Here is a 24,287-nt window from a genome sequence, read left to right as displayed (position 1 = left end):
GTAACATCAGCAGCAAGGGACGAGCCTCCGGTTCGTCCCTTGCTTCCATTTCGCCCTTTCTTCCATTTCTTTGGGTGCTCCTGACTGCCATGCCGAACGAGCCGACATGTTCAACAAGCTGACCCGGCCGATCCTTGTCGCGTCGTTCCTTGCAGCTATAGTCAGCCTGACCGCCTGCAAGATCCTGCCGACGCCGTCAGCGGAAAACGGCGGCACTGGCTCCGCATTCAATCCCGACAAGATGGTCGAGGACATCTGGGCGGCGAAAGTCATACCCTATCTGCAGCAGAAGGCCGGGCCGTTTGCCGAGGTTCACACCTTGGCCAAGACCGATCCCGCCGCTGCCGGCGCCAAATACGGCAACCCGAAGAAGCAGGCGAATTCGCCATGGACCTTCGCGGTTCGGCTCGAGGGCAAGGTCGTTGCAGCCAATACACAGTCACGCGCGGCGACGATGGACATCGATGCTGACGGCGACGGCAAGGCGGACGCGCGGGTGCAGATCGGACCCGCCATGCGCGGAACCGCGCTGCGCGACAGCCTCGACTTCATCCAGTTCAACGATTTCACCAACCAGATCGACTTCGCCCAGTTCGGCAAGGCTTTCAACGCCTATGCCGACAAGACCGTGCTTTCCAAGCTGCCGCGCGAGGCACTCGAGGGCCGCAGCGTCGAGGTACTTGGCGCCTATACGCCGGGCAGTGGCCAGGACCTGCCGCTGGTGACGCCGGCGGAGGCAAAGATCGGGCCGAAGCCATGACCGGCGATCAAGATGTCATCCTGAAGCTGGAGGACGTCTCGAAAGTCTATTCCGGCACCGTCGCGGTCAAGCGGGCGAATTTCGAGGTGCGCAAAGGCGCGGTCAACGTGCTGGTCGGCGAAAACGGAGCCGGCAAATCGACGCTGATGAAGATCATCGCCGGCGTCGAGCAACCGACGCTCGGGCGCATCCTTCTGGACGGCGAGGAGGTTTCATTCTCGTCTTCCGGTGATGCCGTGAGCCGCGGCATCGGCATGGTTTTCCAGGAGCTGAATCTGTTCGGCAATCTGACTGTCGCCGAAAATATTTTCGCCACCCGCGAGATCACCAACCGCTTCCGCAAGATCGACCGCAAGGAGCAGGAGCGCCGCGCGGCGGAGTTCCTTGAACGCCTGGAAGCCGGCATCCGGCCCGACATGCTGGTCGAGGATCTGCGCATCGGCCAGCAGCAGCTGGTCGAGATCGCCAAGGCGGTTTCGCTCGATGCGCGCATCCTGATCATGGATGAACCGACCTCGGCGCTCAGCGCGGCGGAAGTCGAGATACTGTTCAAGGTGATTGCCGACCTCAAGGCACGCGGCGTGGCAGTCGTCTACATCTCGCACCGGCTCGAGGAGCTGATCCGCATCGGCGACACCATCACGGTGCTGCGCGACGGCCGCATCACCGGCCAGGCGAAGATGAAAGACGTCGACACCCAGTGGATCGTGCGGCAGATGATCGGCTCGGACGCCAAGGACTTCGCCAAGGCCGACGGCCATGTGCCGGGCGAGGAAATATTCCGCGCCGAGGACATCTGCCTGCCGCGCGTCACCGGCGGGCTTGCGGTCGATCACGTCTCGCTGTCGCTGCGCGCCGGCGAAATTCTCGGCATCTATGGCCTGATGGGCGCCGGACGCAGCGAGCTGTTCGACTGCATCATGGGCCGCCACGGCCATTCGACGGGCACGATATTCATTGCCGGCAAAAAAGTGCACGAGCGCGACACGACGCGGCGCATCCGGCGCGGCCTGGCGCTGATTCCCGAAGACCGCCAGCGCGAAGGGCTGGTGTCGATCCTCTCCGTCGCCAGCAATCTGACGCTGGCCAGCCTGTCGCGGTTCGTGCGCCTGTTCCACATTCGTGGTGCCGCCGAACGACAGGCGGTGACCCAGACGGTGCGCGAACTGGCCATCAAGGTCGCCGATCCGGCGCAGGAAGTCTCGTCGCTGTCAGGCGGCAACCAGCAGAAGGTGGTGATCGGCAAGGCGCTGCTCACCGGCCCGAAGGTGCTGTTGATGGACGAGCCCAGCCGCGGCATCGACGTCGGCGCCAAGGCCGACGTGTTCCGCACCATGCGCAAGCTGTCGCGCGACGGCCTGGGGATTCTGTTTGCCACCTCCGATCTCGACGAAGTGATGGCGTTGTCCGACCGTATCGCAGTGATGAGCAATGGAAAATTGACCGGCATGTTCGATCGCGCAGAGGCGACGGAGGCCGCGCTCGTCGCTGCCTCGGCCTTCGGCCACGGACCGGTCCCGCACGGAGAGCAAGGCGCATGACTGACATCCCAGCCAAGGCGGCGGTCAACTCCATGTCGGGCGGCTCGGTCCTGTTGACGCTGATGAAGGCGAGGACGTTCATCGCGCTGATCGCCGTGCTGTTATTCTTCTCGATAGCCGCCCCCAATTTCCTATCGGCCGCCAATCTTATCCTGATGTCGAAGCACGTGGCGCTGAACGCATTCCTCGCAATGGGCATGACCTTCGTCATCATCACCGGCGGCATCGACCTGTCGGTCGGCTCAATCGTCGGCCTGTGCGGCATGGTGGCCGGCTACCTCGTGCTCAACGGCATCGACCTGCAGGTCGGCTACACCATCTATTTCAACGTCTTCGAGATCGCGCTAATCACGCTTGCCGTCGGCATATTGATCGGCGCCGTCAACGGCTTGCTGATCACCAGGCTTAATGTTGCGCCTTTCATTGCCACGCTCGGCGTGCTCTATGTCGCACGCGGCCTGGCGCTGCTGTCGTCGGACGGCCGTACTTTCCCCAATCTCGTCGGCAAGCCGGAGCTCGGCACCACCGGATTCGGCTTTCTCGGCGCCGGCCGGTTGCTCGGCCTGCCGGTCGCGCTCTGGATTCTGCTCGTTGTTGCGGTAGGGGCGGCCTATCTCGCCAAATACACCCCGCTCGGCCGCCACATCTTCGCCGTCGGCGGCAATGAGCGGGCGGCGCGGATTTCAGGCGTCCGCGTCAACATGGTGAAGATGTTCGTCTACATGTTCTCCGGCTTCTGCGCGGCGATCGTCGGGCTGATCATCTCGTCCGAACTGATGGCCTCGCATCCGGCGACCGGAGAGAGCTTCGAGCTCAACGCCATTGCCGCGGCAGTGCTCGGCGGCACCTCGATGTCGGGCGGACGCGGTACCATCGGCGGTACCATTGTCGGCGCCTTCGTAATCGGCATCCTTTCCGACGGGCTGGTGATGATGGGAGTGAGCTCGTTCTGGCAGATGGTGATCAAGGGCCTCGTCATCATCGTCGCCGTCGTCGTCGATCAGGCACAGCGCCGGCTGCAGAGCCGTGTCACGCTGATGCAGATGGCAAAGGCCGGCTGACATGGCGGAGCTGCGGGGAGCGCTGATCGGCTGCGGCTTCTTCGCCGTCAACCAAATGCATGCCTGGCGCGACATAGAGGGCGCCTCGATCGCCGCCATCTGCGACCGCAATCCGGACCGGTTGAGGGTCGTCGGTGACCAGTTCGGGGTCGCGCGGCGCTATACCGATGCGGCCGCGCTGTTTGCCGGCGAAAGGCTGGATTTCGTCGACATCGCCACCACCGCACCAAGCCACAGAATGCTCGTGGAGATGGCAGCGCAGCACGGCGTTCCGGCAATCTGCCAAAAACCGTTTGCGCCGACGCTTGCCGATGCCAAGGCGATGGTAAAGGCCTGTGCTGACGCCGGCGTGCCGCTGATGGTGCATGAGAATTTTCGCTGGCAGTCGCCGATCCAGGCGGTGCGTACCGTGCTCGACAGCGGCGAAATCGGCACCCCCTTTTTCGGACGGATCTCGTTCCGCTCTGCCTATGACGTGTTTTCCGGCCAGCCTTATCTGTCGACGGGAAAGCGCTTCATCATCGAGGATCTGGGTATCCACATCCTCGACATCGCCCGCTTCCTGCTGGGCGACGTCTCGACCGTCACTGCGCGAACGGCGCGCATCAATCCCGGCATTGCCGGCGAGGACGTTGCGACGATGCTGTTGGACCACACGAGCGGCGCCACTTCCGTGGTCGACTGCAGCTACGCGAGCAAGCTTGCTACCGAGCCGTTTCCGGAGACGCTGATCGAGATCGACGGCAGCGACGGCACGATCCGGCTGGCGCAGGGCTACCGGCTAACCGTCACCGGCAGGAGCGGGACAGCCGTGAGCAACGTCTCGCCACCGCTGCTGGCCTGGGCATCACGGCCGTGGCACAACATCCAGGAAAGCGTCGTCGCCATTCAAAAGCACTGGGTCGATTGCCTGACCAACGGAGCCGAGCCCGCGACCTCGGGCGCGGACAACCTCAAGACATTAGCGCTGGTCGAGGCAGCCTATGCCGGCGCCGCAAGCCGGGAGCCGGTGCAACTCGACGCCTTGCTGAAATGACAGCCGACGCCTTCCTCCTCTACGGTACACGTGCAGTTGAAGCCGAACCGGTCAGGCTGCGCGCCGGCGCGCTGACGGCGGACTTCGTCAACGGCAATCTGCGCACTATCCGACATGGCGGCACCGAGGTTCTGCGCGCCGTCGCCTTCATCGTCAGGGATCGCGACTGGGGCACCTACGAGCCGGCGCTCACCGATTTAATCATCGACCAGGGCGATGACGCTTTCTTCGTCAGCTATTCGGCAGGTTGTTTCGGACCAGAGGGAAGCCGGCTCGACTTCCGTGCGACCATCAAGGGCTCGGCCGATGGCCAGCTGATCTTCGACGTGAGCGCTCTTCCCGACAACGATTTCGAGACCAATCGCTGCGGCTTCTGCATCCTGCATCCAATTGCCCGGCTGGCCGGCAGCCCGGTCACGGTCGAGCATACCGATGGCAGCGTGGTCACGACGCGGCTTCCAGAGCTGATCGATGCCTGGCAGCCTTTCAAGGATCTGCGGGCGATCACCCATGAGATCCGGCCGGGCGTCACCGCCGAATGCCGGATGCAAGGCGACACGTTCGAGATGGAGGACCAGCGCAACTGGTCGGATGCCTCCTACAAGACCTATGTCCGGCCGCTCGCGCTGCCATGGCCCTATGTGCTGCCTGCCGGCAAGACCTTCCGCCAGACCACTAGTTTGCGGATAGAGGGTTGCGGGAAAGTGCCGGCTGCTGCGGCAATCGCGGAACCAATTCGCGTCACGCTCGGCCAAGCCGGACCGGCGCTGCCGGATGTTGGCGTGATCATCTACCCGGATGAGGTCGAGGCGGCGCTGGGCAAGTTGTCGGTGCTGTGCGAGCTTGGTCCGCAGCAATTGATGTTCCACTACGACCCGACGCGTGGCCATGGGCCCGACGCCTTGCGATCCTACGCCCGGCTCGCCGCCGCCTATCCGGTCCGGACAACGCTCGAATGTGTCATTGCCGGCGACGGCGATCTCGACGCCGAGCTTTCAGGCGTCGCCGACAGGGTGCGCCAGGCCGGGCTCAAGCTTTCGGCCATTGCCGTCTCGCCCTCGGTCGACCGGCAGTCGACGCCACCGGGCAGCGCGTGGCCGCACTGCCCGCCGCTCGAAGACGTCTACGCCGCGGCGCGGCGCTCCTTTCCCGACAGCCGCCTCGGCGGCGGCATGTTCAGCTATTTCACCGAACTCAATCGCAAGCGTGTGCCGGCCGACCCGCTCGATTTCGTCACGCATTGCACCTGCCCGATCGTGCACGCCTCCGACGATCTCAGCGTCATGCAATCGCTGGAGGCGTTGCCTTTCATCACGGCGTCAGTACGAACGATCTTCGGAACAATACCTTATCGGATCGGGCCGTCGACCATTGCCATGCGCCAGAACCCTTATGGCGGCGCGACCAAGGCTAATCCCGACGGTCAGCGCATTGCCATGGCCAACCGCGACCCTCGCCATGCCGGGCTGTTCGGGGCCGCATGGACGATCGGCTATGCCGCGCGCGTTGCGCCGGCCGGGCTCGAAATGCTGACGCTCTGCAGCTTCACCGGACCATTCGGCGTGCTGGCCTCGTCGGGCGAACCTGTCAAAGAAGGTACACCCCGGCCGATTTTCCACGCGGTGAAAGGACTTTGCGATCTGGCCGGCCATGCGCATGTGGCGGCGACAACGACCGATGAGACGCGGGTGCTGGCACTGGCCGGCCACTCCCAGACAGGCAAGATCATCGTCTGGCTGGCGAACCTTACTCCGGACGACCTTCCAGTCGATGTTTCCGGGCTCGGTTCCGATCAGGGTTTTCTGAATATCTGGGATGGACGAACGTCACGCCAGATTCAGCGCGACGCGTCGGGCCGAGACCGTCTTGTCATGACGCCCTACGCAATCGTCCGGATTGGCTGAAGTCACGCCGGGGTTCATGAATCGCCGCAGTTCCGCAGCGGTTGCCCGTAGCCGCAGCACTTCCGCTGCCGACTTGTCACCGGACTTGCTTTCGAAACTCGCCTGGTGCCATTCCAGTTGTCTTGGAAAAAAGACGGCTGAACGAAGCGACGTCCTGATATCCCACCCGATAGCAGATTTCTGAGACGCTCAGTTTCGTTTCCTCAAGCATGGACCTTGCCAACTCCAGCCGCCTTTCCTGGATCCATTTTCCCGGCGTTGTCTGGAGCTCGTCGAAAAACCTGCGAGACAGGGTTCGCGAAGACATTGCCAATTCGGTTGCAAGAAATTTCAAATCGATTTCTGACATCTTGTCTTTCGAGAGCTCGCGCAGCTTGTTCTCGAATGGGCTGGCCTCGTTCGAAATTTTGTCGAGAGGAAATTCGTAGGGACTCTGGAATTTGCGCGGCGGAGGAAGAACCAGAAGTTTTCGAATGATCCGTTCTTCCTTCTCGAAGCCCAGATCGATCAGCAAAGCCCTGGCGAGTTCGAGTCCGGAAAACCCGCCTCCACATGTGTAAAGGCGGTCCTGGCGAATGAGCAGGCGGGAAGCGTCCCATCGCACTTGCGGAAACCGGCGGCTTGCCTCGTTCTTCAGCCACCAGGATATCGTTGCGCGCTTGCCGTCCAACAATCCCGAAGTGGCGAGCAGATAACACGCGCCGCAATGTGCTGCGATGATTGCGTCCTGCTGCTGCGCGAGCGCGATCAGCGGTTTTGAATGCTCACTCTCCTCGTCGAGCGAGCGCAGAAGCTCCGGAATCTCGACACCCGGCATGGCAATGAGAATCAGGACATCCATTTTCCGGGATGGTTGAGCCTTTGTCGGGAAGGAAATTCCGGTGCTCGATGCCGACGGCGCGCTCCTTGAAACGAACTCACAGGAGAGAACCTGCGAACGGCAGACGTCATTCACAAGCTGAAACATTTCCACGAGCGTCGAGACGACGGCCGAATAGAAATTCGACGGCAGCCAGATCACAACGTGGAGGCCCCTGTCAGCCATTGCGGTACTCCAGTATCGTTCTCGGATGGCAAGCCTAGCATAGTCTTTGCAAGAATTGCCAATCCCAGAACAAGCGCGGCGCCTCCAGGAGGGCCTATGCGGGCTTGCTGACGAAAGCGGGCCGCGGAAATCCATGGCTGGGAAGATGCAAATGCTGAAATCGTTGAATGAAAACACGCGGCACATACATCGGATTCAGACGCAACAGAAAACTGCGTCGGTCCGGGCTCAGGCTGATCTGTGGTCAGTCAGTAGGCCGAGAGCAAGGTGCCGGCCGCTGCGGTCGGGACCTTGCTCTTGATTTTCAGCTGCCGGAGTTCATCACGTAAAGCGCACGCGAGCGTTCGAGGTGCTTGATCATCGCCTTCTCGGCGCCATCCGCATCCTTGGCCTCGATGCGTCCGATGATCTCTTCGTGCTCGGTCAGCGTGAACTTTTCCTTGCCGGTCCAGATCAGCATTTCGGTGTGGTATTCCTTTAGCCAGCCAAGCATTGCCTCGCTGACGGCGACATAGATCGGGTTGCCGGATATTGCCGCGATCTGGGTGTGGAATTTCATGTCGGCGGATATAAAGGCTTCCGAGTCGCCACGATGGCTGCGCTGCTCGGCAACCGTTGCGCGCAACCGCTGCACGTCCTCGGCGGTTGCCTTCTCTGCGGCTTCCCTGACCATGCCGCGCTCGAAGAAGATACGCGCGTTCTTGAGGTGCTCCAGCGTGTCCTTCGACGACGACAGGATGATCTTGGCGGCGCCGTCGACCTGTTTGATGATCGACTTGGCGGTCAGCTGCAGCACTTTCGCCCGCTCGCCATGCGAGATCGCGACGAGGCCCATATTGCTCAACGCCTGCATTGCCTCGCGGATCGCCGGCCTGCCGACCTCGAAGCGCTCCATCAATTCGCGCTCCGACGGCATGTCGTCACCCGGCAGCAATTCGCCGCTGGTGATCAGGCGCTTCAGTCTCAAGAATACTTCGTCGGAAAGCTTGCGCCGGACGATCGGCTCCGAACGGTTCATCGTCGCGAATCACTCCTTTGACCGGCCCCTATCTAGCATTTCCGCCGTGAATTCCGGAACGCCTGCTGCCGGCTCGCCCTTACCGCCAAGCCGGATAGGGCTTGCAAAGCTTATGTACTCATTATACCAGATTTCAAGGGCCAAGGAACCTTTTTCGAACCACCCGGCAGGCCGCGCGAATATGATTGTTCTCACCTATCGCATCGAAACGCCGGGCAATATCGAGGCGCTGGCGGCCAAGATCGCAAGCGACCAGTCGACCGGAACCTTCGTCGCGCTGGCCGGCGAGACCGAAGAGCTCAAGGCCAGGGTCGCAGCGCGAGTCCTGGCGATACGGCATCTGCCGGATGCGGATCGGCCGTCTCTTCCCGAAACCGGTCCCGAAGCGCGCAACGGCCCGGTCAAGCGCGCCGACGTCGACATCGCGTTTCCGCTGGACGCCATCGGTACCGACCTGTCGGCGTTGATGACCATCACCATCGGCGGCACCTTTTCGATCAAGGGCCTGTCCGGTATCCGGGTCGTCGACATGAGGCTACCAGAGGAGTACCGGCGCGCGCATCCGGGCCCGCAATTCGGCGTCACGGGCAGCCGCAGGCTGACCGGTGTCGCGGATCGTCCGATCATCGGGACCATCGTCAAGCCGGCGCTGGGGCTCCGCCCGCCCGAGACGGCCGCAATGGTGCAAGAGCTGATTGCGGCCGGCGTCGACTTCATCAAGGACGACGAGAAGCTGATGAGCCCGGCCTATTCGCCGCTGTCGGAGCGGGTGAGGGCAATCATGCCGCTGATCCTCGACCACGAGCAGAAGACCGGTAAGAAGGTCATGTATGCCTTCGGCATTTCACATGCCGATCCCGACGAGATGATGCGAAACCACGATCTGGTGGCAAAGGCCGGCGGCAATTGCGCGGTGGTCAATATCAATTCGATCGGTTTCGGCGGCATGGCTTACCTTCGAAAACGCTCCAGCCTTGTGCTCCATGCCCACCGCAATGGCTGGGACATTCTCACCCGTCATCCCGGCCTTGGCATGGATTTCAAGGTCTGGCAGCAGTTCTGGCGTCTGCTCGGCGTCGACCAGTTCCAGATCAACGGCATCGCCTCAAAATACTGGGAACCCGACTGGTCCTTCGTCGAATCCTTCAAGGCGGTGACCACGCCGATCTTTTCGTCAGCCGATTGCGCATTGCCGGTCGCCGGCTCCGGCCAGTGGGGCGGGCAGGCGCCTGAAACCTTCCAGCGAACCGGCCGGACGGTCGATCTTCTCTATCTCTGCGGTGGTGGCATCGTCAGCCACCCGGACGGGCCGGGCGCCGGCGTGCGCGCCGTGCAGCAGGCCTGGCAGGCGGCGGTCCAGGACATTCCGTTGGCGGATTATGCCTTGAGCCATGTCGAGCTGGCGCGGTCGATCGAGAAGTTCGGCGGGGGCGAGGCGGCCTGACGCCATGCAAAACCTGCTTCTGAGTTACTATGGCGATGACCTGACCGGCTCGACCGACGTTATGGAGGCGCTCGAGCTCGGCGGCGTGCCGACCGTCCTGTTCATGCGCCAGCCGGACGAGGCGCTGCTTTCGCAATTTGCGCATTGCCGCGCCCTTGGGCTGGCCGGCACCAGCCGCAGCGAGACGCCGCAGTGGATGGACACGCATCTGCGAGATGCCTTCGCCTGGCTGAAGACCGTCAACGCCGAGATCTGCCACTACAAGGTCTGCTCGACCTTCGATTCCAGCCCGGCAATCGGCAGCATCGGCCGGGCGATCGAAATCGGCCGCTCGGTTTTCCGGCAAGAGGGCGTGCCGCTGGTGGTCGGCGCGCCGCAGCTGAAGCGCTACACCGCCTTCGGTCATCTGTTCGCGGCCTATCGCGAAAAATATTTCCGCATCGACCGCCATCCCGTGATGAGCCGCCATCCGACCACGCCGATGGACGAATCCGACCTGCTGATCCATCTGTCGCGCCAGACCAGCCTCGCCTCGGGCCTGGTCGACCTGGCGACGCTGCAGTCTGCGTCGCGGTCGAAAGCATTCGACCGGCTTGTGGAGAATGGCTCAGGTATTGTGCTTGTCGATGTCGATAGCCTGGAAACCCAGGCACTTGCCGGCAAGGAGATTTGGCGCGCTCGCAAGCCGGGCGGTTATTTCGTCGTCGGCTCTTCAGGCATCGAATATGCCTTGCTGGTCGAATGGGCAGCGAACCGGATCGTGGATACCAAATCCGCCTTTTCGCCGCCGGGCGCTGCCGACAGGATCGCCGTGGTCTCGGGGAGCTGCTCGCCGACGACGGAACGACAGATCCGTTATGCTCTGGCCGACGGCTTCGACGGGATCGAGCTCGACCCAGTCGAACTGGTTTCTGAGGCTTCGAACGACGCGATTGCGCGCGCGGTGGCAACCGGCCGCTCCAGCCTACGGGCCGGGCGCAGCGTCATCCTCTACACCGCGCTCGGGCCTGCGGCCGACCGCGGTGCAGAAATCGATCTCCGGGAAGGCGCCCGCCATAAGCTCGGCCACGGCCTTGGCGAGGTTCTCCGCGAACTGACGCTTCAAGAGAAGCTACTGCGCGTGGTCATCGCCGGCGGCGACACGTCGAGCCATGCACTTGGCCAGATGGGCGTAGACGCGCTGACTGTGCGAATGCCGCTGCCGGCATCGCCGGGCTCGCCACTTTGTGTGGCGCATTCAAGCATTAAGGCGATCGATGGGCTGGAAATTGCCCTCAAGGGCGGGCAGGTCGGAACCGACCGCTATTTCTCCACTATTCGCGATGGGGTCGGCGGTTGATAGCGGGGAATGTCAGGTCAAATCGGTGATGCTCGATCGGGATCGAGGATACTAGCCGGCAAACCAGAAATCTCAGGCGTTCAGATCAGCGGCAATGCCACTCATCCCGCTATCTGCCCATTGTCCTGCCTGGATGATACTGACGGGCGTAGGCGACACAGGCGTCTACCGTGCTGACACAGAGCGCATCGCGGTTGTTCGGCAGGTTGTTGTCGCCGGCGTAGGCAACCTCGGCAACATGACCGTCAACCATTCGAATTTGCGTGTTGCAATAGCCGCCGGGGGCGACGTTGACGGAACCCCCCAGCGCCGGGACGGGGCCAATGGCCACGGTCGGAACGACAATGTTGAGATTGCCGCGTTGAACGACGCGCTGATAGGTCCAGATCTGGCCGGATTTGCCGACATCGGCAGTGGCGGTAGGAAAGCCGGCGCACATTCGAACGTCCGCCTCGCTAAGGCCGACCATCTCCCTGCGGGCTGCCGCCGCCGTGGCGTCTTCCTTCGCAGTGCTCGACGTGTCGTCGGGCATGACGCAGGAAGACAGGATGGTGGCGCTTGCCGATAGAAGGAGAAGGGCAAGCTTTCGGGTGTGGAAAGATGTCATACCAACTTCGGATTGCACGGGAGCCCCGAATGCCAACCTAGGAAGTGGGCCAATCGAGTCAACCGGCAGAAAATTCACGAAGTCGTTGGTCCGCCATTCCGCCGCACGCATCTGCTGGAAGAGGTTAGGCTGCCGCCGTGACCCTCGCGCCCTATCTTCCGCCTGGGCATCGGATTTCCAAATTCGACCCCTTCTTGTCAGATGTACTGGCGCACGGTGCTGTGACTTTGGTTCGGCCGACGGTGTGCTAGTTTCCAGCCAATTGCTCCGGAGACGTCATGCCTATCAAGCTGCAAGAAATCGCCCTCGCTCTTCTGCTGTTGGTTGCCGGAACTGGGTTCGGTCATGCGGAGACGGCCCAGCGGCCGCCGCCCACAGGCGGGGTTCTCTCGCTCCTGCCACCGCCGCAGACTTCCGATCATTCGATCGTCATTGCCGGACGCACGCTCGATTACGAGGCCAAGGCCGGCACGCTGTCATTGCCGTCCGGCAAAGGCGATATCACCGCCGAGATTTTCTATGTCGCCTATGCTCTGCACGCAGGGAAAGAAACGGGACCGGATCCGCGTCGCCCGATCACCTTCGTGTTCAATGGCGGTCCGGGAGCAGCTTCCGCCTATCTCCATCTCGGCGCGCTCGGTCCGCGGGTTCTGGCGACAGCGGCCGATGGAAGTTTCCTGCCGTCGCCGCAGAGGCTGTTCGATAACCCCGACACCTGGCTCGACATGACCGACCTGGTCTTTGTGGACCCTGTCGGAACCGGTTACAGCCGTGAAGCGCCCGGTACGGAAGCACACAGCTTCTGGGGCGTCAGCCAGGACGCCGCGTCGATAGGCGCGTTTATCCGGCTCTATCTGGCGCAGACGAACCGTACGGCATCGCCTGTCTTCCTGGCTGGCGAAAGCTATGGCGGCTTTCGAGCAGCATTGCTCGCCAGGAAGCTTCAGGAAGACATCGGCATCAGCCCGAGTGGCGTCGTGCTGATTTCGCCGGCGCTCGAATTCACGCTGGTGCGCCCGGACGAGTTCCAGCCGCTCCACTGGGCGCTGGAACTGCCGTCGCTGGCGGCAGTGCGCCTACACAGCGAAGGTGTTTCCGGCCCCGCCCTGCAGGAGCGGCTGGCGGAAGTCGAACGCTATGCGCTCGGCGATTATCTGGCCGCGCTGGCCGGTGGGCTGGAGCAGGGTGGACGTCTGGCGAGCCAGCGTGTCGCCGCAATCACCGGTCTGCCGCTCGATCTCGTCCAGCGGCACTTTGCACGCATTCCCATAGGGCTGTTCGCCAAGGAGTTTGCACGGGCAAAGGGCAATGTTCTCAGCGCCTATGACGGCAACATCGCGACTGCGGACGTGGCGCCAGAGAGCCTGGGAGTCGAGGGTCCCGATCCGGTGCTCGACCGAAGCGTGCCGGCGCTCACCTCCGCTTTCGTCGGCTATGTGCGTGATGAATTGAACTTCCGCACGGATATCAGCTATCGGCTTCTCAACCGTGAAGTCAGCGGCAATTGGGACTATGGGACGAGCGCGACGCGTCAGGGCTATGCGGGTGTCATGGACGACCTTCAACAAGCGCGCGTGCTAAACCCCAGCCTCGGCGTGCTGATCGTCAACGGCTACAGCGACCTGGTGACGCCGTACATGGGCTCGCGCTACCTGCTTGGTCAAATTCCTTCGCTTGCCGGCGCAAAGCCCATTCGCACCGAGGTGCTGGAGGGCGGGCACATGATGTATCTGAGGCCGGATGGACGGGCGGCACTGAAGCAGGCCGCGTCCGAGCTTTACCGAACGACGCAATGAGACGGTTTGGCCAAAAAAGCGCCGGATACGCTGTTCGCCCTCTCATCAGGCCCTAGTTCCATCCCGATTGATCGGTTACACACCTAGGATGGCGTCTTTCAGCGACGTTCGACAACGGATTAGCCGGCTCTCCAGAATCGCGCCACTGGTGCGGCGTGTTGCCGAGCGGGCCATTCGGAACACCAAGCCACACAGGCTGACAAGCCTTGTTGACCGTTGGAATGCGCTGTCGCTGGCAACGCAGTTCCTGCTCGCGGGCGGTCTATTTTCCCTGTCAGCCATGGTGGTGGTCGGGATTTCCGTCACGAATCATATAGAAACCGTGGTCACGCAGAATTCGGCTTCCGCAACGGCTCTTTACGTGGACAGCGTCATCGCGCCGCTGCTTCCGGATATGCGCAAGAGCGAAGTGCTCGACGAGAGCGTCGCCCACGCGCTCGATGAAACGCTGGGACAAGGGGCACTCGGCACAAGGCTCGAATCCTTCAAGCTCTGGCGTCGCGACGGAACCATCCTGTATTCGACCGACAAGACATTGATCGGCAAGCGCTTTGAACCCAGCGACAATCTCCGGGCGGCATTCGCAGGCCAAATGGTCTCGGAGTTCGACAAGCTGGACGATTCGGACAGCGAGGCCGAAAGGGCCAGCGGCTTGCATCTCCTCGAGATCTACAATCCGGTGCTGCAGCCATGGTCGGGGGAAGTGGTGGCCGTTTCAGAATTCTACGAGGTCGCCACTGATTTTGAAAGAAACCTGCATCAGGCACTCATTCGAACCTGGCTGGACGTTGCCGCCGTCACAGCGGCCTTCTTTCTCGGGCTGTCGGCAATCGTGTTCCGTGGCAGCCGCATGATCAGTTCGCAGAGCCGCTCGTTGAAGCAGCGCATTGCCGAGCTTTCCGATCTGCTTGCGCAAAACAGACTGTTGAGGCTGCGGGTGCAGCGTGCCTCGCAGCGTGCCACCGCACTTAACGAACGCTATCTCAGGCGCATCGGTGCGGACTTGCACGATGGCCCGGCGCAATTGGTTGCTCTCGCGGCGCTGGGGATCGACAGCCCCGTCATTGCCGATCCCGCTACGCCGCAATCGAAGCGTGCACAGGAATTGCTGGCCATCAAAGCACATCTGGACGATGCCATGCGCGAGATCAGGAGCATCAGCAAGGGCCTTGTCCTGCCGCATATCGAGCATGCCGAACTGGGTGAAATTCTCCAGCTTGCCGTACGGGCGCACGAAGAACGAACCGGCGTCAAAGTGACACTATCGATGACCGGCGGCCATGCGCCATTGTCGCCGGCGGCCAAGATCTGCATCTTCCGCTTCGTCCAGGAGGCGCTGAACAATGGATTCCGTCATGCCGGAGGTGAAGGTCAGTCGGTCGAGAAACATTTCGACGGCGAGCGCGTTTGTATCGAAGTGGCCGACGCCGGCGCCGGCTTTGACCCGCAAATCGTGCGTCCCGAGAGGCTGGGACTCGTAGGGCTGCGCGAGCGGGTGGAAAGCCTCGGGGGCCAGTTTACCGTAACTTCCTCACAGAGTGGCACAGTCGTAAGAATGGCCCTCAACATCGTTGAAATGGGGCAGACATGACAGTAGCCATCAAGCTCGCCATCGTCGACGACCACCCGCTGTTCAGGGAAGGCGTTGTGCGCACGCTCGATCAGATCGGCGGGTTCGAGATCGTCGGTGAAGGAAGCAGCAGAGACGATGCCCTGCGGATAATCGAAGACCAGCGGCCCGACATTCTGCTGATGGACATCTCGGTTCCTGGAGGTGGCCTTGGCGTGATCGGACCGGCCCTTGAGCGGCATCCGGCACTGAAAATTGTGATGCTGACCGTTTCGGAAGAAAACCAGCACGTGATGACCGCGTTGCAGAGCGGGGCAAGGGGCTATGTTCTGAAGGGGGTCGGGTCGAGGACGTTGGCTGCGATCCTGCGCACGGTAGCGTCGGGCGAACGATATGTCTGTCCACAATTGTCGGCGCGCCTGTTGGCCGATCTCTCGGCTCAATCAAAAGAGCCGGCGAAAGCTGACGGACTTGCCGACCTCACCAGCCGCGAAAGGGAGATCCTGACGCTGGTTGCCGCGGGACTGAGCAACAAGCGGATCGGGCTTCGGCTGAACCTCCATGAAAAGACGATAAAGCACCACATGACGCGAATCCTGGCCAAGCTCAACGTCAGCAACAGGACCGAAGCTGCCATGACCTTGCGCGACGCGACTGAGCGCCGCCATCCGCCTGTTCGCGATCATGCTTGAGCCGAAATTGCCGCACGGCGCGGCCATGTGAACTGGCCCTCAGTTGATCATTCCAAGCAACCTGTCCCGATCGGAACGCGTCGCCAGGCGCCGAATGATGATGCGGCCCTCGGCATCCCGCATTTCATATTGGTCGCTGTCGATGCGTTCGCTGAGTCCGTTCGAATGCACCACGCCAATGCTCGGGCCGCTCACCTCGACCCGGTCTCCTGTGGATGCGTTGACAAAGAGTTTTGGCTTGCTATCGGGGTTTACCGCAGGGGCGGGATCAGGGGGATTGTCGTCCTGCGACTTTGCTTTGCCCTTGCCGGCACCAGCATTCGAGTTCGAATTGCCGGAGTTTCCACCCGAATTGCCCGAATTGCCGTTCCCATTCCCGTTCCCGCCATTGCCGTTGCCGTTCCCGCCATCTTTGGCCCAGACAGCCTGCGGGCCGAGCGGCTGCGATGATCCATCGAACAAGACGCGATAGGGGCTTACGACGAGAATGAAGGTCAAGACGACTACAGAAATGCCGACACGACGTCCTCGTGAAGATCCGGTCCTTCGTTTCCGGGTCGTCATCAATGAACTTGTCAGTCGCATGTCGGAACTTCCCTTAATCATACGGCTCTGTCGTACTGCCTCCTGTTCGAAATTCGTGTGATGCTTAAAACAATGGTTTGCGTCCGGAACGTCAAGACCCACCAGTCCCACGATGGTAACTGGTGGGTCTCGCTAGCGCAGGAAGGGACTATTTACTGCGCAAGTCTTTTGCCTTCCTTTGGTTGCGTCTCTCCGCGGTAGCGCCGACTTCCACCGTCAGCCAACAATAAATCCAATGGCCGCGACCCCGAAACACAGGCCAAATAACGGAAAAAGCAGCCAACGTGCCTGGTGAATGCTCGGGTCCATGGCGGCCTCCTGTAACAGTCGGCATCGCAACGGGGCTCCTCGGAACTCAGTTCCTGAAACTCTCGCATTTCGGGCTTTTGCGATAGCAGCCTCGGACCAAAGTTTGGCTGTGCGGGTCCTTGGTCGATAGGCTTACAGACTGAAGTCCCTATGCCAGGAGCCCGCCCTGCATTCGGCGACCTTTGTGTCCAACTGGCAGCTGCGATCCACCGCCCCTTCGAATGCTTTGCGTTTCTGGCTCTATGGCAGCAACGCCGTTGGTCTACTGCCGCATCGTTGAAACGCCACCAATGCAGACCCATATGCGAATTGCGTCGGATGTCTCCTCCCATTGCGTCCGGCGCGTTCCCCTCTGGAGGTTATAGACCTTCACACTTGGCCGGGCTTAACAACCCGGCCTTTTCTTTTGGCATTTGTATAATCGCCTGATGGCCCTAATTTGCGAGACATCGGTAAAATCGATTTGCAAATGCATTCAAGTGCCCATAGCCTGTCACCATGAGCACGATTTCCAAAGTTGCCACGCGAGCGGGCGTGTCGCGCACGACCGTGTCGCATGTCATCAACCATGCGGACCGGGTATCGAAATCGCTGCGTGAGCGCGTACAAGCGGCGATCGACGAACTCGGCTACACCCCGAACCCGCAGGCGCAGAGCCTGCGCACCGGCCGTACCAACATTATCGCGATGCTGATCCCGGACATTCGCAACCCGTTCTATCCGGAGCTGGTGAAAACGGCGCAGTCGACGCTCGAAGTGGTCGGCCTCGACATGCTGATCTTCAACACCGACGTGCCGGGCGGACATTCACAGGATCACGGCCGCGAGTATTTGCGCCAGATCGGTCGCAAGCGGGTCGACGGCGTCATCGTTGCCGACTTCGCGCTGCACGGCATGCACAGCGAACTGCTCAGCCTCGATCTGCCCGCCGTCTTCATCGGCCATCTGCCGAACCATGCTGTCGACAGCGTCCAGCTGGACGATTTCGGCGGCGGCTATCTGATGGGCGAGTATCTGGCGAAGAGGGGCCATCGCCGCGTCGCCCATGTCACCGGGCCATCCTTTTTCAAGGAGGCGATGGCGCGCGCCGCCGGTTTCGAAAAAGGGCTCGCCGACAATGGCGTGCCAATCTCCGCCGATCTGCGGTTCGAGGGAAGCTATCTTGCCCCGTCAGGGCGGGAAGCGGTCACCTGGCTCAGGGAGAAGCACGGCGGAAACCTGCCGTCGGCGATGTTCTTCGCCAATTATCTGATGGCCTCCGGTGCGCTGACCGAATTCTACGACCATGGGATCAATATCCCTCAGGATATCGCCATCGCAGTCTTCGATGACCTGCCTCAACTGGAATATGTCAGGCCGAAGCTGACCTGTGTCGGCAACAGTCCGACAATGCTTGCCAAGCGCGCCACGGAAATGCTGCTCGAACGGCTGGGCGGCAAAGTCGAGGGCGCGCCGCGCACCGAAGTGATCCCATGCGTGTTGAGCCCATTCGACAGCGCGTGACGCCAGATGCCGGCAAAGGGAACGGAGGTCCCTTCGCCAACGTTCGACCGAACAACATCCAAGGGAGGAATTGATGACTGACAAAACGACCCGCGACCGGCCATTGGCCAGCCTGAATCGCCGTCGGCTGATCCAGGGCGGCGCCACTTTCGCTGCCGCCGGCCTCACAGGCTTCCCGTTCATCAACAGGATGGCCGTGCGCGCTCAGGAAGCGCCGCTGAAATTCTGGCAGTTCTATGCGCCTGGCGGAGACGTGAAGCCGCAGGTCCAGTGGTTCGAGAAGCTGGTGGCCGACTGGAACGACGGCCACGACCAGAAGGTCGAGCTCGAATATGTCGTCAACAGCGAATACATCTCCGGTTCCAAGCTGGCAACGGCCTTCGCGTCGGGCGAGGGTCCTGACATCTTCCTCATCAGCCCCGGCGATTTCCTGCGTTATTACAATGGCGGCGTGCTTGCCGACCTGACGCCGCATATCGAAGATGCCGCCAAAGCCGATTTCCCGGAAAGCGTCATCGCCAACCGCATGGTGGACGGCAAGATCTACGGTGTGCCGATGGAAGTCGAGCCGATGGCCTTCTACTATTCGGTCAAAGCGTTCGAGGATGCAAAGCTCAACGAGAACGACGTGCCGAAGACCTGGGACGAGCTGTTGGCGGTCGCCAAAAAGCTGACGACGCCCAGCCGCTACGGCGTGCTGTTCGAAACGACTCCCGGCTATTACCAGAACTTCACCTGGTATCCGTTCCTGTGGCAGGGCGGCGGCGAATTCCAGGGCAAGGACGGCAAGAGCGCCTTCGATTCGCCGGCCACCGTCCAGGCGCTGAAACTCTGGCAGGATGCCATCAATACCGGCGTGGCGCCGCGTCAAGTGGTCGGCGGTGGTTTCGACATAGTCGCCAATCTCGGGGCAGGGCTGTGCGCCATGCAGAACTGCGGCATCTGGGGCATTTCGGCGATGGACAACAACGCCAAGGATGTGCCCTACGGCATCTTCAAATTGCCGACGCCGGCCAATGGCAAATACGTCACTGTCGGCGGCGGCTGGGCCTTCGTCGCCAATGCCGGGGGCAAGAACCCAGATGCCTCCGCCCAGTTCTGCGCCTGGGCGCTGGCCTCGATGGACCAGGCCTCGATCGACCGTGTCGTCAACTGGTGCACGGTCGCCAAGAGCGACATGCCGCCGCGCAACAGCGCGCTGAAGGCCGGCGCCGATGTCTTCAGCACGGGCAAGTTCGGCACCTTCGCCAAGGAGATCCACCCGGGAACGCGTGCCGAGCCGCGGGTTCCGCCGGAGGCGTACAAGATCATCTCCGACGCCATCCAGTCGGCACAGCTTGGCGGGGTTGATGCCCAGCAGGCGGCGACGACGGCCAGTCAGCAACTCGATGCGTTCCTCGCTTCCTATTCCGGCGCGCCGATCCTTTAGGCCCTTTCCAGCATGGATCAGTTGAAACCGCCAGCCGCGGGCGCGAATTCCGCCCGCGGCCTCACCGCCAAGCAAAGGGAGCGCTGCGCCGCATGGCTGTTCGTCCTGCCCGATGCGGTTGGCCTGCTGGTGTTCGTCGGCGTGCCGATGCTGCTGTCGCTCGCCGTCGGGTTCTTCGAGGTCAACGGCTTCGGCGGCTACAGGTTCGTCGGGTTCGGCAATTACAGGCGCATGTGGGGCGACCCGCTGTTCTGGTCGTCCGTGAAGGTGACGGTAGCCTATGCCGTCATGCTGGTGCCGGCGCTCTACGTCGCCGGACTGGGACTGGCGCTTCTGGTGCAGAAGACCAACCGCTTCAACGCGGTCATGCGCTCGATGTTCTTTGCGCCGCAGATGGTCAGCCTGGTCGTGGTGGCGCTCGTGTGGCAGCTCATGCTGGTCGAAAAGGTCGGCATCGTCAGCCGGCTGGCGCCGCTCGTCGGTCTCGGCGGAATTTCGCTGCTCGGCGATCCAAATCTGGCGCTGTTCACGCTGGTGCTGGTCAGCGTCTGGTTCCTGATGGGTTTCTACATGCTGATCTTCCTCGGCGGGCTCCAGGACATCCCGGCAGAGTACTACGAAGCCGCAAAGATCGACGGTGCCGGGCCGGTGACAAGCTTCTGGTACATTACTTTGCCCTTGCTCAAGCCGACCAGCTTCTTCGTCCTCCTGGTCTCGCTCGTCGCGGCTGTCGCCGGCGGCCAGGTCTTCGACCTGATCTATGTGATGACCAAAGGCGGGCCGGTCAATTCGACCTCGGTGCTGATCATCTACATCTACAAGCAGGCGTTCCAGTTCGGCGCCTTCGGCTATGCATCGGCAATGGCATCGCTGCTGGTGCTGGCGCTGATGCTGGTCACGGTCTTCTTCTTCGTGCTGACGCGCGGCGGACGTTTCGAGCATGACTGACGGCCGAACTCATTCCGGCCGTTCGCAGATACGAGCGGCGAGGCTTGCCTGGATGCTGGCGACCGCAGCGCTTGGCCTGATGACGGTGTTCCCGCTTGTCTGGATGCTGGTCATCTCGCTCAAGCCGGCGAGCGACGTCTTTACGCCGAGCCTCATTCCGGAACGCCCGACGCTCGGCAATTTCCTTTATGTGCTGACCGAGGTGCCGTTCCTGCGCTATCTCTTCAATTCGTTCTTCGTGTCGGCGACGGTGACGGTCGCTGCGCTGTTCTTCCATTCGATGGCGGGCTATTCGCTCGCACGGCTGCGTTTTCCGGGCCGCGACACTCTGTTCCTCGCCATGTTCTCGACCTTCCTGGTGTCGCTTCCGGTCATCATCGTGCCGCTGTTCATCCTGACGCGGATGCTGCACATGCTGGACAGCTATGCTGGGCTGATCATTCCGGCGATCTTCAACGCGTTCGGCATCTTTCTGCTCAGGCAATATTACCTGTCGCTGCCCAGGGAACTGGAAGAAGCGGCGATCATGGACGGCGCCGGCTACTGGCGCATCTATTGGAGCATCATCCTGCCGCTCAGCCGGCCGATCCTGTCGGCGCTGGCGATCCTGTTCTTCCTCGCCAACTGGAACGCTTTCCTGTGGCCGCTGACGATCACCTCCGACCTCGATCTCTGGGTGGTGCAGGTTGCGATAGCAAATTTCAAGAGCCAGTACGCCGCCGCCTGGAATTATGTCATGGCCGCCTCGACCATCGTCGCCGTGCCGATGCTGGTTCTTTTCGTGATCTTCCAACGCCAGATCATGGAATCGATCAAGACAAGCGGCCTGAAATAACCGCTGAAGCAAGAGGAGAAACACATGGATAGTGCCGGCCTGTCGCCGCTTCGCGGGCTCGCCAAATTGCGCGACGCCAAAACCCGCCGGTTCTCAAGCTACGACCGCACCGGCGGCAATGACGACCGGCTGCACATCGAACCCGGCCAGACGGTGGTGATTGCCGAGCATGACGGTGCCGGCATCGTCACGCATATCTGGGCGACGCTCGCCTGCGAGAGCGAGGCGTTCCTGCGCAAGATCGTATTGCGCGCCTATTGGGATGGCGAGGAACATCCGAGCATCGAAACGCCGATCGGCGATTTCTTCGGCATGGGCCATGCCCGCACCCGCAATTTTGCCAGCCTGCCGCTGCAGGCAAGCCCCGAGGACGGCAAGGCCTTCAACTGCTATTTTCCGATGCCGTTTGCCAGCCACATGCGCTTCACCGTCACCAATGAGGCTGAGGACGACCTGCTTTTCTATTACTATGTCGATCTCGAACTGCATGAGGAACTCGAGGAAGGCCTGGGCCGCTTCCACGCCCAATACAGGCAGCAGCGACCTGACGGCATAGACGAGACGGGGCTGGCCAACGAGCAGGTCCTGTTTGGCGGGGAAAACACCGACGGGAACGGCAACTACACCATCCTGGAGGCGGAAGGTCATGGCCACTATGTCGGCGTGCTCTATTCCGTCTATTCGCGGCGGCGTTCCGCACTATGGGACTGGTATGGCGAGGGCGACGACATGATCTTCGTCGATGGCGAGCCGGGCATTTCCGTGCCGGATACAGTGCGCAAGCCCGATCCGCGCATCGGACCGAAGGCCGAACTGATCGACGATCGCGGCGAGACCGGCCCCGGCGCCAACGATGCCTGGCCGCCGACGCTGCACGGCACCGGCACGGAAGATTATTTCAATACGGCATGGTGCCCGACACAGGACTACAGCGCGCCCTATCACGGCATCATCGCCGCCGGCGGGCCGAACTGGACCGAGCCGGTTACGCTCTATCGCTGGCACATAGAGGACCCGGTCATCTTCCACAAACGCATCCGGGTGACCATCGAGCACGGACACGCCAATCGCCGCTCGGACGACATTTCGTCGGTCGCCTTCTGGTATCAGGCCGAACCGCACAAACCGTTCGAAGCGCTTGCCGATGTCGAGGACCGCATCCCCACCTATCGCGCGCCTTATCACAATTGGAATGACGCCTTCGACGAGAAGAGGCGTTAGGCCGGGATGCGTTCGAATTGAACCGTGCATCCCGCGCTATCTGTGTCGGGGCACGACCGTGCCGCAGCGCGCCGCCTCAGCTGCGAGGTGGAAGTTGCTGGACAGACCAGGTGTTGCCGTCGGGATCCTCAAAGAAGACAAATCTGCCCCAGGGAAAATCCTTGATATCGCTGACCTCGATGCCTTGAGCGGCCAGGTACCGGTGAGCCTCATCGATATCGGGCACGACCAGTTGCAGGCCCCTTATGGATCCCGGGGGGCTGTCAACGAGGCCCTTGCCCATGGCAATCGAACAGGCCGAACCGGGCGGCGTCAATTGCACGAAACGTATCTCGTCGCTTACGGTGTGGTCGTGATCGAGATGAAAGCCGACCTTCCCAACATAAAAGGCAATTGCTCTATCGACGTCCGATACGGGGACCGGGACCAGCTCCAGCTTCCAATCCATGACAGCCCTTTCGCAGCTTGATCGCCAAGTGGTGCCGAACACCGTTGGCGCCATCCCGCCAACTTCCCAATGCCATTGTCGGCGCGGGCCGCTCAGTCAGTCAAGAGATACCCGGGCTCGGGCAACGTGAGGACTGGTCTCATTGCTGAGACGGCGTTCGGAACCGATGAGCACAAGCTCAGTTAGGCGGAGGACAACCACCTTTCGGATCAGCAAGGCCGACTTTAATGATCGGAACGCAGGCGCCGAATACAACTGTGGGAAGGTTGAACGGGCGTGGTTGACGCGCGAAGGGATTGCTTGGAAGCGACGCTCGCCGAAGCCGGCGAGATCGTCGGACGACGAAGCCGAAGCGCAATTATGCCGTGAATGCCTACGATTCGGCCTGCCTTCTCCTTGCCGCGATCAAAGACGCCAGCACTGTATCCAAGGGACATCCGAGCCGGCGCGACGTTCTGGCGGCGGTGCACAATATCCGTTTCAAGGGAATCGCTTATCGCGAGCCCGTTCGGTGGGATGAAAAGGGTGACAATCTGGCCGCTGTGACTGCACTCAACGGGGTGAAAACGGCCGCTTCCGACAGATCGCCGAAATCCAGCAGATGCAGAGTGTCGAGCAGACCTGACGCCGACAGGCTCTCCGACCGAACCGGTTTCCGCCGCTTTGCCAGGACGATTTTCACAGGACCACGAAACAATAATCTCCGGTCGCCGTTTCGCCCGCAGAACCTTTCGAGGAGGCGACGATGAGCGCAACCGGCTTGGACGTTTTTGACAAAACGCTGCAAATAACAAACATCTGGCTTGACGAGATCATGGCGGATCTTGGTCCGGATCGACACGTGGCCTGGCATACATTGGGCGCCGTTCTGCGAACCCTTCGCGACAGGCTGCAGATCGGACTGGCGGCCAAATTGGGAGCGGAACTGCCGCTGCTCGTGCGCGGCGCCTACTATGATCGCTATCGGCCCGCCGACATGCCCGACAAGACACGCTCGCTCGAGAAGTTCCTGCAACACATCGCCGATGAATTGAAATCGACCCGTCCTGTCGATCCCGAGGATGCGGCACGCTCAGTGCTGCGTGTGCTTGCACGGCATATAGACCTTGGCCAGTCGGCAAAGGTGCGGGATGCGCTGCCAAAGGAAATCCAGGTCCTCTGGCCTGAAAGCGTGGGCGTCAAATAGCGGCGATCCT

The 24,287-nt window shown here is 61.6% G+C and carries 21 protein-coding genes; 16 read left to right on the top strand and 5 right to left on the bottom strand.

What is annotated here, in order from left to right:
* Positions 1-106 precede the first annotated feature (106 nt).
* Genes NKH41_RS02525 through apnL form a run of 5 tightly spaced genes read left to right on the top strand, consistent with a single transcriptional unit; the run spans position 107 to position 6,302 of the window.
* Positions 107-760 carry a DUF2291 family protein gene (locus NKH41_RS02525; RefSeq protein ID WP_352448153.1) on the top strand — a complete coding sequence of 218 codons (654 nt, stop codon included), beginning with the start codon at positions 107-109 and terminating at the stop codon, positions 758-760.
* A complete protein-coding gene (locus NKH41_RS02520; protein ID WP_352777041.1) occupies positions 757-2,301 on the top strand; it encodes a sugar ABC transporter ATP-binding protein in 1,545 nt (514 codons plus the stop codon). Before NKH41_RS02525 ends, NKH41_RS02520 begins: the two co-directional genes overlap by 4 nt.
* Positions 2,298-3,362, top strand: a complete 1,065-nt coding sequence (locus NKH41_RS02515) for an ABC transporter permease (RefSeq protein WP_352767177.1) — start codon at positions 2,298-2,300, stop codon at positions 3,360-3,362. The genes NKH41_RS02520 and NKH41_RS02515 overlap by 4 nt, the downstream gene beginning before the upstream one ends.
* 1 nt (position 3,363) lies before the next feature.
* The gene (locus NKH41_RS02510) at positions 3,364-4,398 is read left to right on the top strand and encodes a Gfo/Idh/MocA family protein (RefSeq protein ID WP_352767178.1); all 1,035 of its coding nucleotides are present in this window, start codon (positions 3,364-3,366) and stop codon (positions 4,396-4,398) included.
* Complete coding sequence (gene apnL, locus NKH41_RS02505) at positions 4,395-6,302, top strand: D-apionate lactonase (protein ID WP_352767180.1); 1,908 nt, start codon at positions 4,395-4,397, stop codon at positions 6,300-6,302. The genes NKH41_RS02510 and apnL overlap by 4 nt, the downstream gene beginning before the upstream one ends.
* Positions 6,303-6,378: 76 nt before the next feature.
* Here the strand turns inward: apnL and NKH41_RS02500 are convergent, their stop codons facing one another.
* Together NKH41_RS02500 and NKH41_RS02495 are read right to left on the bottom strand one after the other, a co-directional pair.
* Positions 6,379-7,347: a GlxA family transcriptional regulator gene (locus tag NKH41_RS02500; RefSeq protein WP_352767182.1), complete on the bottom strand. Its 969-nt coding sequence runs from the start codon at positions 7,345-7,347 to the stop codon at positions 6,379-6,381.
* 304 nt (positions 7,348-7,651) lie between these two features.
* Positions 7,652-8,365, bottom strand: coding sequence for a transcriptional regulator NanR (locus NKH41_RS02495; RefSeq protein ID WP_292663135.1), 714 nt, complete (start codon positions 8,363-8,365; stop codon positions 7,652-7,654).
* A 181-nt stretch (positions 8,366-8,546) separates the two neighbouring features.
* Here NKH41_RS02495 and oiaX point away from each other — a divergent pair, with 181 nt between their 5' ends.
* On the top strand, positions 8,547-9,809 hold the full coding sequence (gene oiaX, locus NKH41_RS02490; protein ID WP_352767184.1) for a 3-oxo-isoapionate-4-phosphate decarboxylase OiaX: 1,263 nt from the start codon (positions 8,547-8,549) through the stop codon (positions 9,807-9,809).
* 4 nt (positions 9,810-9,813) lie between these two features.
* Positions 9,814-11,148 (top strand): four-carbon acid sugar kinase family protein, encoded by a 1,335-nt coding sequence (locus NKH41_RS02485; RefSeq protein WP_352767186.1) that lies wholly within the window; start codon positions 9,814-9,816, stop codon positions 11,146-11,148.
* A 109-nt stretch (positions 11,149-11,257) separates the two neighbouring features.
* Here the strand turns inward: NKH41_RS02485 and NKH41_RS02480 are convergent, their stop codons facing one another.
* A complete protein-coding gene (locus tag NKH41_RS02480) occupies positions 11,258-11,755 on the bottom strand; it encodes a hypothetical protein (RefSeq protein ID WP_352682601.1) in 498 nt (165 codons plus the stop codon).
* A gap of 278 nt (positions 11,756-12,033) precedes the next feature.
* Here NKH41_RS02480 and NKH41_RS02475 point away from each other — a divergent pair, with 278 nt between their 5' ends.
* The 3 genes from NKH41_RS02475 to NKH41_RS02465 all read left to right on the top strand — a co-directional run bounded on the left by NKH41_RS02475 (position 12,034) and on the right by NKH41_RS02465 (position 15,813).
* Positions 12,034-13,551 carry a S10 family peptidase gene (locus NKH41_RS02475; RefSeq protein ID WP_352469598.1) on the top strand — a complete coding sequence of 506 codons (1,518 nt, stop codon included), beginning with the start codon at positions 12,034-12,036 and terminating at the stop codon, positions 13,549-13,551.
* A gap of 148 nt (positions 13,552-13,699) precedes the next feature.
* Positions 13,700-15,142 carry a sensor histidine kinase gene (locus tag NKH41_RS02470; protein WP_352932027.1) on the top strand — a complete coding sequence of 481 codons (1,443 nt, stop codon included), beginning with the start codon at positions 13,700-13,702 and terminating at the stop codon, positions 15,140-15,142.
* A complete protein-coding gene (locus NKH41_RS02465) occupies positions 15,139-15,813 on the top strand; it encodes a LuxR C-terminal-related transcriptional regulator (RefSeq protein ID WP_352448141.1) in 675 nt (224 codons plus the stop codon). Before NKH41_RS02470 ends, NKH41_RS02465 begins: the two co-directional genes overlap by 4 nt.
* Positions 15,814-15,852: 39 nt before the next feature.
* Here the strand turns inward: NKH41_RS02465 and NKH41_RS02460 are convergent, their stop codons facing one another.
* On the bottom strand, positions 15,853-16,311 hold the full coding sequence (locus NKH41_RS02460) for a hypothetical protein (RefSeq protein WP_352767188.1): 459 nt from the start codon (positions 16,309-16,311) through the stop codon (positions 15,853-15,855).
* Between the two features lie 894 nt (positions 16,312-17,205).
* Here NKH41_RS02460 and NKH41_RS02455 point away from each other — a divergent pair.
* The 5 genes from NKH41_RS02455 (at position 17,206) to NKH41_RS02435 (ending at position 22,643) form a co-directional block, all read left to right on the top strand.
* A complete protein-coding gene (locus tag NKH41_RS02455; protein WP_352767190.1) occupies positions 17,206-18,210 on the top strand; it encodes a LacI family DNA-binding transcriptional regulator in 1,005 nt (334 codons plus the stop codon).
* A 73-nt stretch (positions 18,211-18,283) separates the two neighbouring features.
* On the top strand, positions 18,284-19,639 hold the full coding sequence (locus NKH41_RS02450) for an ABC transporter substrate-binding protein (RefSeq protein WP_023675491.1): 1,356 nt from the start codon (positions 18,284-18,286) through the stop codon (positions 19,637-19,639).
* A gap of 12 nt (positions 19,640-19,651) precedes the next feature.
* Positions 19,652-20,587 carry a carbohydrate ABC transporter permease gene (locus NKH41_RS02445; protein WP_352767192.1) on the top strand — a complete coding sequence of 312 codons (936 nt, stop codon included), beginning with the start codon at positions 19,652-19,654 and terminating at the stop codon, positions 20,585-20,587.
* Positions 20,580-21,422, top strand: coding sequence for a carbohydrate ABC transporter permease (locus tag NKH41_RS02440; protein WP_352767194.1), 843 nt, complete (start codon positions 20,580-20,582; stop codon positions 21,420-21,422). The genes NKH41_RS02445 and NKH41_RS02440 overlap by 8 nt, the downstream gene beginning before the upstream one ends.
* Before the next feature lie 24 nt (positions 21,423-21,446).
* Positions 21,447-22,643, top strand: a complete 1,197-nt coding sequence (locus NKH41_RS02435) for a glycoside hydrolase family 172 protein (protein ID WP_352767196.1) — start codon at positions 21,447-21,449, stop codon at positions 22,641-22,643.
* A gap of 76 nt (positions 22,644-22,719) precedes the next feature.
* On the opposite strand, the gene NKH41_RS02430 is transcribed toward NKH41_RS02435, so the two are convergent.
* Positions 22,720-23,091 (bottom strand): VOC family protein, encoded by a 372-nt coding sequence (locus NKH41_RS02430; RefSeq protein WP_352615424.1) that lies wholly within the window; start codon positions 23,089-23,091, stop codon positions 22,720-22,722.
* Positions 23,092-23,836: 745 nt separating this feature from the next.
* On the opposite strand from NKH41_RS02430, the gene NKH41_RS02425 reads away from it, so the two are divergent.
* Complete coding sequence (locus NKH41_RS02425; RefSeq protein ID WP_352448133.1) at positions 23,837-24,277, top strand: DUF2267 domain-containing protein; 441 nt, start codon at positions 23,837-23,839, stop codon at positions 24,275-24,277.
* Positions 24,278-24,287 lie beyond the last annotated feature (10 nt).

This window comes from Mesorhizobium sp. M1169 (assembly GCF_040318345.1).
GTDB lineage: Bacteria > Pseudomonadota > Alphaproteobacteria > Rhizobiales > Rhizobiaceae > Mesorhizobium.
Note: the sequence above shows the minus strand (reverse complement) of the source record. Positions and strands in the feature narration are given on the sequence as shown.